The organism is Rhodococcus sp. BL-253-APC-6A1W (genome assembly GCF_012843405.1).
In the GTDB taxonomy this organism is placed as follows: Bacteria; Actinomycetota; Actinomycetes; order Mycobacteriales; family Mycobacteriaceae; genus Rhodococcus.
Genome location: NZ_JABAFB010000012.1, coordinates 17,994 through 31,413 on the forward strand (window position 1 = coordinate 17,994; position 13,420 = coordinate 31,413).

At 66.5% G+C, this 13,420-nt stretch carries 11 protein-coding genes; 5 read left to right on the forward strand and 6 right to left on the reverse strand.

Features of this window, described 5'->3' with window-relative positions; translation table 11 throughout:
• Nucleotide 1 precedes the first annotated feature (1 nt).
• Both HF877_RS17860 and HF877_RS17865 read left to right on the forward strand, forming a co-directional pair.
• On the forward strand, nt 2-1,729 hold the full coding sequence (locus HF877_RS17860) for an ABC transporter ATP-binding protein (RefSeq protein WP_169622545.1): 1,728 nt from the start codon (nt 2-4) through the stop codon (nt 1,727-1,729).
• Nucleotides 1,726-3,612, forward strand: coding sequence for an ABC transporter ATP-binding protein (locus HF877_RS17865; protein WP_169622546.1), 1,887 nt, complete (start codon nt 1,726-1,728; stop codon nt 3,610-3,612). The genes HF877_RS17860 and HF877_RS17865 overlap by 4 nt, the downstream gene beginning before the upstream one ends.
• An 18-nt stretch (nt 3,613-3,630) precedes the next feature.
• On the opposite strand, the gene HF877_RS17870 is transcribed toward HF877_RS17865, so the two are convergent.
• Nucleotides 3,631-4,512 (reverse strand): LysR family transcriptional regulator ArgP, encoded by an 882-nt coding sequence (locus tag HF877_RS17870; protein WP_169622547.1) that lies wholly within the window; start codon nt 4,510-4,512, stop codon nt 3,631-3,633.
• A gap of 72 nt (nt 4,513-4,584) precedes the next feature.
• On the opposite strand from HF877_RS17870, the gene HF877_RS17875 reads away from it, so the two are divergent.
• Nucleotides 4,585-5,190 (forward strand): LysE/ArgO family amino acid transporter, encoded by a 606-nt coding sequence (locus HF877_RS17875; protein ID WP_169622548.1) that lies wholly within the window; start codon nt 4,585-4,587, stop codon nt 5,188-5,190.
• A gap of 16 nt (nt 5,191-5,206) precedes the next feature.
• Here the strand turns inward: HF877_RS17875 and HF877_RS17880 are convergent, their stop codons facing one another.
• Genes HF877_RS17880 through HF877_RS17890 form a run of 3 tightly spaced genes read right to left on the reverse strand, consistent with a single transcriptional unit; the run spans nt 5,207 to nt 7,489 of the window.
• A complete protein-coding gene (locus HF877_RS17880; protein ID WP_169622549.1) occupies nt 5,207-6,091 on the reverse strand; it encodes an aldo/keto reductase in 885 nt (294 codons plus the stop codon).
• 20 nt (nt 6,092-6,111) lie between these two features.
• Nucleotides 6,112-7,029, reverse strand: a complete 918-nt coding sequence (locus HF877_RS17885; protein WP_240952657.1) for a cation diffusion facilitator family transporter — start codon at nt 7,027-7,029, stop codon at nt 6,112-6,114.
• A 40-nt stretch (nt 7,030-7,069) separates the two neighbouring features.
• Entirely contained in the window at nt 7,070-7,489 is a 420-nt protein-coding gene (locus HF877_RS17890) for a pyridoxamine 5'-phosphate oxidase family protein (protein WP_169622550.1), read from the reverse strand.
• Between the two features lie 131 nt (nt 7,490-7,620).
• Between HF877_RS17890 and HF877_RS17895 the strand changes: the two genes are divergently transcribed.
• Complete coding sequence (locus tag HF877_RS17895) at nt 7,621-10,320, forward strand: cation-translocating P-type ATPase (protein WP_206037302.1); 2,700 nt, start codon at nt 7,621-7,623, stop codon at nt 10,318-10,320.
• A 69-nt stretch (nt 10,321-10,389) separates the two neighbouring features.
• Entirely contained in the window at nt 10,390-11,682 is a 1,293-nt protein-coding gene (gene tgt, locus HF877_RS17900; RefSeq protein WP_169622551.1) for a tRNA guanosine(34) transglycosylase Tgt, read from the forward strand.
• Here tgt and HF877_RS17905 read toward each other — a convergent pair.
• A complete protein-coding gene (locus tag HF877_RS17905; protein ID WP_169622552.1) occupies nt 11,655-12,404 on the reverse strand; it encodes a queuosine precursor transporter in 750 nt (249 codons plus the stop codon). The genes tgt and HF877_RS17905 overlap by 28 nt on opposite strands.
• Nucleotides 12,405-12,500: 96 nt before the next feature.
• The gene (locus HF877_RS17910; protein WP_169622553.1) at nt 12,501-13,379 is read right to left on the reverse strand and encodes an RDD family protein; all 879 of its coding nucleotides are present in this window, start codon (nt 13,377-13,379) and stop codon (nt 12,501-12,503) included.
• Nucleotides 13,380-13,420: the final 41 nt, after the last annotated feature.

A 13,420-nucleotide genomic window follows, 5' to 3' on the forward strand; every position in this document is an offset into this window, starting at 1 on the left:
CATGCTGATACAGCTGTTGCGGCGGTTTCTCGCGCCATACAAGGGCGCGCTTGCCGCAGTGGTGCTGCTCCAGCTTGTCGCGACGGGCGGGATGCTGCTCCTGCCGAGCCTCAACGCCGACATCATCGACGAGGGCGTGGCGGCCGGGGACGTCGACTTCATCATGCGTACCGGCCTGGTGATGCTGGCCATCAGCGCCGTCGAGATCAGCGCCGCGATCGGCGCGGTGTACTTCGCCGCGCGGGCCGCCATGTCGTTCGGCCGGGACGTCCGGCTGGCGATCGTGCGGCGTGTCGGCGAGTTCTCGGCGCGGGAGTTCGGCACCTTCGGCGCGGCGTCGCTGATCACCCGCAACACCAACGACGTGCAGCAGGTCCAGATGCTCGTCCTCATGACCTGCACCATCGTCGTGACTTCTCCGATCATGGCCGTCGGCGGCATCATCATGGCGTTGCGCGAAGACCCCGGAACATCGCTGGTTCTCGTCGTAGCGGTACCGGCACTCGTCTTCACCATGGTGGCGCTGATCCTGCTCATGCTGCCCGGTTTCCGGGTGATGCAGAAACGCATCGACGGGGTGAACAGGGTCCTTCGCGAACAGATCACCGGTATCCGGGTGGTGCGGGCCTTCGTTCGCGACGACACCGAACGCGCCCGCTTCGAGCGGGCCAACGACGACCTCACCGCGACTGCGCTGCGCGTCGGACGGGTCAACTCCCTGCTGTATCCGGCGGTCCTGCTGATCGCGAACGCCAGCACCGTCGCCGTGCTGTGGGTCGGTGGCCAGCGCATCGACGCCGGTGAGATGCAGATCGGTTCGATCACCGCGATGATCACCTATGTCGCACAGATTCTCATGGCGGTGCTCATGGCTTCGTTCATCGCCATCATGGCGCCGCGCGCCACGGTGTGTGCGGAACGCCTGCTCGAGGTGCTCGACACCGAACCCACGGTCGCATCGCCGCCCGAACCGGTCCGGCAACTCCCCGCCCGCGTCTCCGTAGAGTTCCGCGCGGCGGGATTCTCCTATCCCGGCGCCGACGCACCGGTGCTCCGCGACATCTCGTTCCGCGCCGAGCCCGGCACCACCACCGCCGTCATCGGCGGTACCGGGTCCGGAAAGAGCACGTTGATGCGCCTGCTACCGCGGTTGATCGATGCAACGGAAGGTCAGGTGCTCGTCGCCGGCACCGACATCCGCACGCTCGATACCGAGGTGCTGCGCTCCCGGATCGCCGTCGTGCCGCAGAAGGCGTATCTGTTCTCGGGCACCATCGCCGACAACCTGCGCTACGGACGGTCCGACGCCACCGACGACGAGTTGTGGCGCGCCCTGGAGATAGCGCAAGCCGCGGACTTCGTCCGGGCCACGTCGGACGGGCTGAACACCGAGATCTCGCAGGGCGGCACGACCGTCTCGGGTGGGCAGCGACAGCGCCTCGCGATCGCCCGCGCACTGGTTCGCCGTCCGTCCATCTACCTGTTCGACGACGCGTTCTCGGCGCTGGACCCGGCCACGGACAGCCGGTTGCGTGCGGCCCTCGAGCCGGAAACCCGCGATGCGTGCGTGCTGATCGTCGCCCAGCGCGTGTCGACGGTGCAGGACGCCGACCGCATCGTGGTGCTCGACAACGGCACGATGGTCGACGTGGGTACGCACCTCGGTCTCCTCGGTCGCTGCCCCACGTACGTCGAGATCGTCGAGTCCCAGAGGATGGCGTCGGTATGACCACCCCGGAGGAGAGCGCGCCGTCGCGCATTCGCACCGTCGCCCGTGTCCTCGGGATGCTGCACCCGCACCGATACGCCGTCTACTCGGTGTTCCTCGCCGCAGTGCTCGGTGTCGTGAGCGTGTCGATCGCCCCGTTCGTTCTCGGTCGCGGCACCGACGTGATCTTCAACGGTGTGATCGGAAAGCAACTCCCCGCCGGCGTGTCCAAGGAAGAGGCGGTCGCGGGGCTGCGGGCGGAGGGACGAGACCAGTTCGCCGACATGGTGTCCGGCATGAATGTCGTGCCGGGTGTCGGGATCGATTTCGGGAATCTCGGCCGGATCCTCGTGATCGTGCTCGCGCTGTACCTGTTGTCGTCGGGCCTGATCTGGATGGCTGCGTACGGTCTCAACGAGATCGTGCAGCGCGTCGTGCGCGACATGCGGTCGCGGGTGGAACGCAAGATCCACCGGCTGCCCCTGAGATACTTCGACACCCATTCGCGCGGCGACATGCTCAGTCGCGTCACCAACGACATCGACAACGTGTCGGCGGGCATGCAGGAATCCATTTCGCAGCTGGTGCTGGCGGTGCTCACGCTCATCGGGCTCGTCGTGATGATGCTGTTCATCTCGCCGGTGCTCGCCGTCGTGGCGATCCTCACCGTTCCGGCGTCGGTGCTCGCGACGGTGATCGTCGCGCGCCGATCCCGCAAGCATTTCGCGTCGCAGTGGGAGGCGACGGGCACACTGAACGGGCAGATCGAGGAAGCGTTCACCGGCCACGAGCTCATCACGGCGTACGGCCGCACCGCGGAGGTCCAGAAGCGTTTCACCGAGACCAACGAATCGCTCTATCAGGCGTCGTACCGGGCGCAATTCGTCTCGGGCCTGGTGATGCCGCTCGTGACGTTCCTCGGGAACGTGGGCTATGTCGTGATCGCCGTCCTCGGCGGGTTGCGTGTCGCCTCGGGTACCGCCACCCTCGGCGAGATCCAGGCCTTGATCCAGTACTCACGACAACTGGTCCAGCCTCTCGCCCAGATCGGCGCGATGGTCAATCTGCTGCAGTCGGCGTCGGCATCGGCCGAGCGGGTATTCGCGGTGCTCGACGAACCGGAGGAGGAGCCGGAACCCCCGGCACCCACGATGCCGTGGAGCCGTCACGGTCTCGTCGAGTTCGAACACGTCTCCTTCTCGTACGTGCCGGATCGTCCGCTCATCGAGGATCTGTCGCTGCGCGTCGAGCCCGGTCAGATGATCGCGATCGTCGGCCCCACGGGTGCCGGCAAGACCACGCTCATCAATCTCATTCTCCGTTTCTACGAAGTGAACTCGGGCCGCATCCTCGTCGACGGGGTGGACATCACCCGGATGTCGCGGGAGGAATTGCGTTCGCGTATCGGAATCGTCCTCCAGGACACCTGGCTCTTCGGCGGCACGATCCGCGAGAACATCGCGTACGGCAATCCGCACGCCACCGAGAACCAGATCATGTCGGCCGCGCGGATGAGTTACGTGGATCGCTTCGTGCGTGCGCTGCCCGACGGCTACGACACGGTGCTCGACGAGGAGAATGGCAGCCTCAGCGCCGGTGAGCGCCAGCTCGTCACGATCGCTCGCGCGTTCGTCGCGAAGCCGTCGATCCTCATTCTCGACGAGGCGACCAGTTCCGTGGACACCCGCACCGAACTGCTCGTCCAGCAGGCGACCGCCCGGTTGCGCGACGAACGGACGAGTTTCGTCATCGCACACCGGCTTTCGACGATCCGGGATGCCGACCGGATCGTGGTGATGGAGGACGGACGTATCGTCGAGCAGGGCACGCACCACGGGTTGCTCGAGGCGGGCGGTGCGTACGCGCGCCTGTACGACGCCCAGTTCAAGGTGCTGGTCGACTGAGATCTCGCCCGAATCCCGCTACCGCAGGACTTCCCGGGCGGTGCGTCGTACAGCCTCGGTGAGCGAGTCGAGAACCGGCGATTCCAGTTTCCATCGCTGCCAGTACAGCGGCACATCGAACGGCCGGCCGGGGTCGAGGCGGACCATGCCCGTCGTGTCGGTGAGCATGGGTTCGGGCAGCATGCCCCAGCCCAGGCCGAGGCGGACCGCGTCGACGAACTCGAGGGCGCCCGGGACATAGTTGCGGGGCGGTTCGAGTCGCGCGCGTGTCACCCTGCGCAATGCGCGGTCCTGCATGTCGTCCTTGCGGTCGAAGCTGAGCATCGGTGCAACGCGCAGGGCGGCAGGGGTGGTCCCGTCGGGAAACCAGTGTTCGGCGAAGTCGATGCTCGCCATGGCGTAATACCGCATGGCACCGAGCTTTTCGGAGGTGCAGCCCTGGACCGGTTCGGGTACCGAGGTCACCGCAGCCATCGCGGTGCCGTCCCGCAGCAGTTCGGTGGAATGGAACTCGTCCTCGCGGTGCAACTCGAACAGCGCGCGGTGCCGTTCCGGCATGCGGGCGAGTGCGCGCAACATCCACGTCGACATGGAGTCGGCGTTGACGACGAGGGACATCGTGACGTGATTGTCGTCACCGGGTGCGAGCCCGAGTGCATCCTCGGTGTCTTCCTCGAGGCGTGAGACCTGCCGGGCCAGTCGCATGATCGCCTCGCCGGCGGTGGTGGCCGTCACGGGGCGGGTGCGCCGCAACAACACCTGGCCCACATGGTGTTCGAGCGCTTTGATCCGCTGGCTCACCGCGGACGGCGTGATGCGCAGGACCGCGGCCGCACCGTCGAACGTGCCTTCGTCGAGTACGGCGGCGAATGTGCGCAGTTGTGCGAAGTCGACGTCCATATGAAGCAACTCTAATGGTACTGAAGAAAAATCACCTGTTCTTCATAGTCTCGGATTCCTACGGTGGACGGCATGCATCTCGTCGTCGCCGGATTCGGCATGGGCATGTCCCTCATCGTTGCGATCGGCGCGCAGAACGCCTTCGTGTTGCGAATGGCCATCGCGCGCCGGCACGTGCTGCCCGTCATCGCCGTCTGTGCGATCTCCGACGCGATACTCATCACCGCCGGCATCGCCGGTATCTCCACCCTGCTGGACCATGCGCCCGGAGCAGTGGACGTGATCCGCTGGGCCGGAGCGGCGTTCCTGATCGTCTACGGACTGCTTGCCGCGCGGCGTGCCCTGCGGCCGGCGGCGCTCGCGGCCGCGCCCGGTGGCGCCGTCACCATCGGGGCGGCCCTGGCCACGTGTCTCGCCCTGACCTGGCTCAATCCCCACACCTATCTCGACACGGTCCTCATGCTCGGATCGGTGGCGAACCACTACGGCAACCCGGGCAGGTGGTGGTTCGGTGTCGGCGCGATCGTCGCGAGCGCGGTCTGGTTCGGCGCGCTCGGTTACGGCGCCCGGCACCTCCAGCGATGGTTCGCGAAACCGAACTCGTGGCGTTTTCTCGACGGTGGCGTCGCGGTGCTCATGCTCGGCCTCGGTGCAGGGCTCGTGACGGCAGGAACGTAGCGACCGGCCACCGGACTCAGGGTTCGGGAATGTCGAGTCCGAAGTTTTCGCGGGTGATGGCTTCGGGTTCGGGTCCGCCCCGCACTCCGGTGTCGAGGTCGTCGATCGCCGCGAGTTCGTCCGCGGTGAGATCGAAGTCGAAGACATGGAAGTTCTCGGCGATCCGCGATGGGGTCACCGATTTCGGGATGACCTGGCGGCCCTGCTGCAGATGCCACCGCAACATCACCTGAGCAGGGGTCTTGTCGTGTGCCCGAGCGATACCGCCGATGACGGGGTCGTCCAGGGTGGATCCGTGAGATCCGTTCCGATAGAAGGTGATTCCTCCAATCGGTGACCACGCCTGCGAGACTGTGCCGTTCTCCGCATCGGCTTCGAGCACAGCGGACTGGCGGAAGTAGGGATGCACTTCGATCTGGTTGACCGCCGGAACGATCGAGGTCGCATCCATCAGCCGGTCGAGATGGTCCGGCATGAAGTTGCTGACTCCGATCGCACGCACCTTGCCGTCCGCGAGCAGTGTCTCGAGCGCCTTGTAGGCGGCGAGGGTGAGGTCGAACTCGCCGGGCAGCGCCTGGTGCAGGATGAGCAGGTCGATCTGCTCGACACCCAGTTTCGCGGCGCTCTTGTCGAACGCATGCAAGGTCGCGTCGTATCCGTAATCGGTGATCCAGACCTTGGTCTCGAGGAAGACATCGGACCGGTCGACCGAGGACCGGGCGACGGCCTGACCCACTTCGCGCTCGTTCAGATACGCGGCGGCGGTATCGATGTGCCGGTAGCCGATGTCCAATGCGGTGGTCACCGCCGCGAGAGTCTGTTCGGGTGGGGTCTGGAAGACACCGAAGCCCAGCGCGGGGATGGTGACTCCGTTGTTCAAGGTGATCAGCGGTGTGCCCATCACTCCACGCTAGGCGCCCGTCACCGTCTCCGGGGTTCGTCTGCCGAAACCGCCACAGCCGGCCGGATCGGTTCGAGATGCGTGAAGACCGTTGTTCCGGGCAGAGCTTCACGGAGATCGGCTTCGAGCCGGTCGAGCAGATCGTGGCCCGCCCGGACCGTCCAGTCACCCGGCACACGCACGGTCAGGTACACGAAGCGCTGCCGCCCGGACTGCCGGGTGCGCGGCGGAAGGATCACGACGGAACCGCCTTGCCGGTACCGCTCGAGGACCGCATCGACCGCGGCGACATCCTCCGGGGGGAGCACGACGTCGAGCATGCCGATGACGGACTGCTTCACCAGCCCGTACCCGATGCGCAGGATGTTGACTGCCACGAGGATTGCCACGACCGGATCGAGCACGTCCCATCCGGTGAGTACGACGAGTCCGACACCGGCGAGCACACCTACCGAGGTCCACACATCGGTCAGCAGGTGATTGCCGTCGGCGACGAGCGTGATCGAGCGGTGCCGCCGGCCCGCCCGGATGAGGGCGAGACCCACGGCAAGGTTGACGACGGACGCGGCGGTGGACAACGCGAGACCGATACCGGGCTGCTCCACCGGTTGCGGATGCACCAGGCGGTCCACCGACGACCACAGGATCGCGGTGGCCGCGACGAAGATCATGGTTCCCTCGACGGCCGCCGACAGGTACTCGGCTTTGCCGTGGCCGAACTGGTGGTTGTAGTCGGCAGGCTTGGCAGCGACCCGCAGTGCGATCAAGCCGACCACCGCCGCGACGAGGTTGACCCCGGACTCGAGTGCGTCGGACAGCAGGCCCACCGATCCGGTGAGCCACGCCGCGAGCACTTTCATCGCGATGGTGACCAACGCGGCGGCGACCGACAGCAGCATGAACCGCATCAGCAGGCGGTTCTCGTCCGCGTGGGTCATGAGGGCGGTGTTCGACCGAACGTCCGTGTTCGACCAGTGATCAGTGCTCGACCAGGGCGAACCTTCGACCTGTGGTTTCCGCGGCGACCAGCTCGACGTAGTTGAATTTCGAATCCGGAACCCAAGGGGTCAGGCCCAGCGCGTCGACAGCCTGCACGTCGCTGAAATGCAGAAGGATATGGGCGCGCCCGTGGATCACGACGCTCCATGCTTCGCTTGCCTCGATGTGGTCGACCTGGAACGCCACCTTGGGATACACGGTCAATTCCGCGAGTTTGCTGCCTTCGGCGCTTCGGAAGTACACCTTCCGGTCGCGCACCGCGTAGTTGACCGGATAGATCTCCGGATAGCCGTCCACCACGACGACGAGACGGCCGACCTTCTCGGTCGCGAGCAGTTCCCAGCTTTCCTCGTCGCTCAGAACGGTGGTGGGTTCGCCGGTATTCGGGCTGTCGCTCACGGCATACTCCTCGAACTCGATGAGTCTTTCCCCTAGCTCACCACGAACGCCGGACGGGTGCACTCGAACCCCGTGACTGTCTGCTCACAGTACGGTGAGAACCGACCGATTTCCGACACCGAGGAGCCGTCATGCAGGTGGCAACCGCGCAGCCCTGGCACACCGCTATGGCTCCCGAGGTGACCGGCGCGCTGGGCGTCGACACGCAACGAGGGCTCTCCACCGCCGACGTGGAGCAACGACTGGCGGAGCACGGACCCAACCTGATCGCCGAGACGGCAGGCACCCCCGCCTGGCGCAAAGTGCTCTCGCTGCTCGCCGACAAGATGACCCTGGTGCTCGTCGTCGCCGCGGTCGTGAGCGCAGTGGTGTCCCGGGAATGGGAGACCCCCGTCGTCATCTTTGCGGTGATCGCGCTCAACACGGTGCTGAACTTCGTGCAGGAATCGCGGGCGGAGAACAGCCTGCAGGCGCTGAAGAAGATGTCCGTGTCCACAACGCGGGTGCGGCGCGACGGCCGCGAACAGTCGTTGCCCCGGGAACAACTCGTCCCCGGCGACATCGTCCTGCTCGAATCCGGCGACTCGGTGCCCGCCGACGGCCGCCTCGTCCATGCCGTGCGACTGCAGGTGGCCGAGGCCGCGCTCACCGGTGAATCGCACCCCGTGGACAAGTCGATCGACCCGGTGGATGCCCCGGACGCCCCGCTCGGCGACCGCACCGACATGTTGTTCATGAACACCGAGGTCACGCGCGGACGCGCGGAAATGGTCGTGACCGCGACGGGTATGGCCACCGAAATGGGCGCCATCGCCACCCTTCTCGGTAGCGCAGGCGTGGAACAGACTCCGCTGCAGCGCCGGATCGGCCAACTCGCCCAGACGCTGACCATCGTCGCGATCGTCACCGTCGCGCTCGTCTTCGTTCTCGGTCTGCTGCGGGGGCAGACGTGGTCGGACCTGCTCGTCACCGCGGTGTCGCTGGCTGTCGCGACCATCCCCGAGGGGCTCACGGCGGTGGTCGCGTTCACCCTCGCCATGGGAGCCTCCCGCCTCGCGGCCCGCGGGGCGATCGTCAAGCAACTCGCGGCAGTCGAGACGCTGGGCAGCACGTCGCACATCGCCACCGACAAAACCGGAACGCTCACCCTCAACGAGATGACGGTGCAACGTCTCCTGATACGCGGGCGCACGTTCCGTGTCACCGGCTCCGGCTACGGGACGGACGGGAAGATCCTCGTCGGCGACGGTCAGCCGGCCCCCGACCTCACCGACGCGTTGCTCGGTATGGGTCTGTGCAACGACGCCACGGTCAACGACGGTGTGCTCGTCGGAGATCCGACCGAGGGTGCGCTCGTCGTGCTGGCCGAGAAGGGCGGCATCGACGTCGACGGTGCGCGCGCCGCACTCACCCGGATAGCCGAGGTCCCGTTCGACTCGGCCTACAAGTACATGGCGACCTTTCACACCGTGCCCGACGGCGGGTTCCGTTGCTTCGCCAAGGGGGCGCCGGGTGCGTTGCTCGAGCGCGCATCCACCGCGCAGGGCGCGGACGGGACGATACCGCTCGACGACGCGGCGCGCCGGAAGATCCGCGACGCCGTCGACGGACTCGCCGGCGAGGGGTTGCGAACGCTGGTGATCGCCGGACGCGACCTCGACGCGGTGCCGCGTGGGGATTCGGATGCGCTCCAGGCACTCGTATCCGACCTCACGATCTATGCGGTGGTGGGCATCGTGGATCCGCCGCGGACGGAGGCGAAAGCGGCGATCGAGGTGGCACACGAGGCGGGTATCGCGGTGCACATGATCACCGGCGACCACTTGGTCACGGCATCCGCAATCGCGGCACAACTCGGAATCGGCGGGAACGCCGCGTCGGGCGCAGACCTCGATGCCCTCGACGACGAGGAGTTGCGTGCCCGGGCCGAAGGGTTCGGTGTGCTCGCGCGGGTGGCACCCGAACACAAGATCCGGTACGTCAAGGCCCTGCAGGCAGACGGGCAGATCGTCGCGATGACGGGTGACGGCGTGAACGACGCGCCCGCGCTCGAACAGGCCGACATCGGCGTCGCGATGGGCATCACCGGCACCGACGTGTCCAAGGGCGCCGCGAACATGATCCTCACCGACGACAACTTCGCCACGATCGTCGCTGCCGTCGCCGAAGGACGCGGCATCTACGACAACATCGTCAAATTCGTGAAGTTCCAGTTGACCACCGCGTGGGGATTCGTCTTGATCTTCCTCGCGGCCGGTGCACTCGGGCTCGCGGGCGGCGCCCCGTTCACCGCGCTGCAGATCCTGTGGGTCAACATCATCATGGACGGCCCGCCCGCCCTCGCCCTCGGTGTGGACCGGACGGAACCGGACGCGATGAAGCGGCCCCCGCGGCCGGCCAAGGAAGCGTTGCTCACCCGGTCGCGGATTCAGCGGATCCTGGGCCTGGGCATCGTGATGGCCGTCGGCACCCTCGCAGTGCTGCGCTTCGGACCGGACTTGTTCCCCGACAGCGCGGGCGATCCGCTGTTCGCCACGACGCTCGCCTTCACCACATTCGTGTTCTTCCAGGTCTTCAACCTCTTCAACGTGCGCTCGAACGTCGGATCGGTGTTCTCGCTGCAGACGCTGACCAACCACACCATCTGGATCGCGATCGTCGTCGTGATCGTGCTGCAGGTCTGCGTGGTGCAGACGAGCTTCCTGCAGGGTCTGTTCGATACCACCGCCCTGACCGCACCCCAGTGGATGCTGGCGATCGCGGTCGGTTCGGTGGTGTTGTGGGTGGACGAAATCGGGAAGGCGATCGCGCGTGCCCGGCGTCGGGACTGAACGCCGCCTCGGCGGGCCGAGTGCCGGGCGGTCGTCGGGGAGGTAGCGGTGACCTGCCACAATCGTCGGGTGAGTGTCCTTCGCAGTACCGATTCCGCGCTACCGGTTCCGCCCGACCCGTTCTTCACCGTCGGGGCCCGACTCGACAACGGACTGGGCCGCACCGGCACCATCCACACCCCGCACGGCGACATCCGTACGCCCGCGTTCATCGGTGTGGGGACCAAGGCGACGGTCAAGGCGGTTCTGCCCGAGGCGATGAAGGACCTGGGTGCGCAGGCGCTGCTGGCGAACGCCTACCACCTCTACCTGCAGCCGGGATCGGACATCGTCGACGAGGCCGGTGGGCTCGGCAAGTTCATGAACTGGGACGGCCCGACGTTCACCGACAGCGGCGGCTTCCAGGTCATGTCGCTCGGCGTGGGATTCAAGAAGGTCATCGCCATGGAGGCGGTCGGCGTCCAGAACGACGATGTCATCGCGCATGGCAAGGAACGGCTGGCCCGGGTCGACGACGACGGCGTCACCTTCAAATCCCACCTGGACGGATCGCGGCACCGGTTCACTCCCGAGGTGTCGATGCAGATCCAGCACCAACTCGGCGCCGACATCATGTTCGCGTTCGACGAGTTGACGACATTGATGAACACGCGCGGCTATCAGGAACGCTCGATCGAACGTACCCAGGCGTGGGCGGTGCGCTGCGTCGCCGAGCACGAGAAGCTCACCGCTGAGCGCTCGCACCGTCCCTACCAGGCCCTTTTCGGTGTCGTGCAGGGAGCGCAGTACGAGGACCTTCGCCGGCAGGCGTGCCGTGGCCTCGAATCGATCGTGGGGGAGTCGGGCCGGGGCTTCGACGGATACGGAATCGGCGGAGCGCTCGAGAAGCACAACCTCGGCACGATCGTGCGCTGGTGCTGTGAGGAACTCCCCGACGCCAAGCCGCGGCACATGCTCGGTATCAGCGAGCCCGACGACGTCTTCGTCGCGATCGAGCACGGTGCCGACACCTTCGACTGCGTCAATCCGTCGCGGGTGGCGCGCAACGCGGCGATCTACCACCCGGACGGCCGGTTCAACATCAACACCAGCCGGTTCCGCCGCGACTTCACCCCGATCGACGAGAACTGCGATTGCTACACGTGCACCCACTACACCCGGGCGTACATCCATCACCTGTTCAAGGCGAAGGAGATGCTCGCGTCCACGTTGTGCACCATCCACAACGAACGGTTCACGGTGCGCCTCGTCGACGAGATCCGGTCGAGCATCGAAGGCGGCTACTTCGAGGAGCACAAGGCCGAAACCCTCGGCCGGTTCTACGCGAAGAAGCGTCAGGCGGAGTCCGACGCCGGCGCGTAGGTCGGCTCGCGCCTCTTCACGTACGCGATCACGCGGTAGGTGACCGGCAGGAGCACGATCTCGATCACGGTCTTCCAGAGGAAACCGATGATCACGAAGTTGACGAAGTCGCTCCACGTGGTGATGCCGATCGCGCCGGCCGCGATGGAGCAGAACACGAGGGTGTCGGCGAACTCGCCGACCACCGTCGACCCGATCAGGCGCGCCCACAGATGCTTCTCCTGCGTGCGCTCCTTGATCCGCACCAGGATGTACGAGTTGAGCAACTGGCCGACGACGTAGCCCGCCAGGCCCGCGAGCAGCATCCTCGGCACCACCCCGAGAACGGCCTCGAACGACTCCTGGTTGGCGTAGAACTCCGCCGCGGGAAGCGACTGGGCGACCCAGAAGCAGAGTGCGGACAGCGCCACGGCTCCGAACCCGTACAGCACGGCCCGGCGGGTCGCCGCGAACCCGTACACCTCACTGAGCACGTCGCCGAGGATGTAGGCGAGCGGGAACAGGAAGAACCCGCCGTCGGTGATGATCGGCAGGACCTGCAGTGGACCGAGCGAGACCTCGGCGTCACCGAAGAACGCGATGCCCTTCGTCGCGCAGATGTTGGAGATCATCAGCACCGCGGTGAACAGGACGACGATCCCCGGGTAGGAACTGCGCCCCACGCTGGCGAATGCCGCGTGATGCGTGGTGGATGACGGGGAACTCGTTTCGTGCTGTGTCACCCGGCCATCCAAGCATCACGCGACGATGATCGCGAAGTTGTTCAACGGCAGCGGGCCCCGTCCTGGAGGACGGGGCCCGCTTCGCAGAGTGCGGCGTCAGGACTTGACGACCCGCGTGCCACCGGCGAACTTGTCGTGGAAGCCCTGCTTGCCACTGTCCTGCTCGATGGTCACGGCGATGCCGATCCAGGCGACGAAGGACGCCAGGCTGACGAGCCAGCCGAGGAACGGGATACCGCTGAGGATCTGCAGTGCGACAAAGGCGTTGCGCTTCGCGGCCTCCTCACGGGTCGGGAGTCCGCCGCCGGGTCCGACGACCGACAGACCGAGCAGTTTCTTGCCGATCGTGGCGCCCTTGGTCGACTCGAAGTAGGTCCAGTACGCGAACGCTGCGACGCCCGAGAGCACCGACATCACGAACGCCATGAACCCGCTGTCGCTCCCGAACACGACGATGCTCGTGAGAATCGCCATAGGGATGCCGACGATCAGCGCGTCGATGATGCGGGCGCCGAGACGGGGCAGCAGTTCCCCCGGCCGCGTGGGGCCGAATCCGGCTCCGGGCGCGGGCGGGAAACCGGGTGCGCCGTACTGCGTGGCGCCGTACGGCTCGTTCTGGGGAGCCCCGTACTGGGGGACACCCTGCTGGGGTCCTCCGTACTGGGGTGCTCCGTACTGGGGAGCCCCGTACTGAGCGCCACCCTGCTGCGGTGCTCCGTACTGAGTGGCACCGGCGCCGTGCTGCTGAGCGCCGGGCTGCTGCCCGTACTGAGGCGCGCCGTACTGGGGAGCCCCGTACTGCCCGCCCTGCGACGGGTCGTTCGGGTTGTACCCGGACTGGATGGGGTTCTGGAACTGCTGGGTGTAATCGGCGGGCTGGCTGCCGTACGGCTGGTCACCGTGCGAGGGAGCACCCGGGTAGCCGCTGTGCTTGCGCGGGTCCTGCGAAGGGGGTGGGTATCCACCGGTGGTCATATGACTCCTTGTCGATCGGCATGGCAACGCGCCACGGTACA

What these genes read in the sequence shown, in the direction of transcription:
- HF877_RS17865 (WP_169622546.1), top strand. Translation starts at nt 1,726, where the DNA reads ATGACCACCCCGGAGGAGAGCGCGCCGTCGCGCATTCGCACCGTCGCC.
- HF877_RS17875 (WP_169622548.1), top strand. Translation starts at nt 4,585, where the DNA reads ATGCATCTCGTCGTCGCCGGATTCGGCATGGGCATGTCCCTCATCGTT.
- HF877_RS17885 (WP_240952657.1), bottom strand. Translation starts at nt 7,029, where the DNA reads ATGACCCACGCGGACGAGAACCGCCTGCTGATGCGGTTCATGCTGCTG.
- HF877_RS17860 (WP_169622545.1), top strand. Translation starts at nt 2, where the DNA reads ATGCTGATACAGCTGTTGCGGCGGTTTCTCGCGCCATACAAGGGCGCG.
- HF877_RS17910 (WP_169622553.1), bottom strand. Translation starts at nt 13,379, where the DNA reads ATGACCACCGGTGGATACCCACCCCCTTCGCAGGACCCGCGCAAGCAC.
- HF877_RS17870 (WP_169622547.1), bottom strand. Translation starts at nt 4,512, where the DNA reads ATGGACGTCGACTTCGCACAACTGCGCACATTCGCCGCCGTACTCGAC.
- HF877_RS17895 (WP_206037302.1), top strand. Translation starts at nt 7,621, where the DNA reads ATGCAGGTGGCAACCGCGCAGCCCTGGCACACCGCTATGGCTCCCGAG.
- HF877_RS17880 (WP_169622549.1), bottom strand. Translation starts at nt 6,091, where the DNA reads ATGGGCACACCGCTGATCACCTTGAACAACGGAGTCACCATCCCCGCG.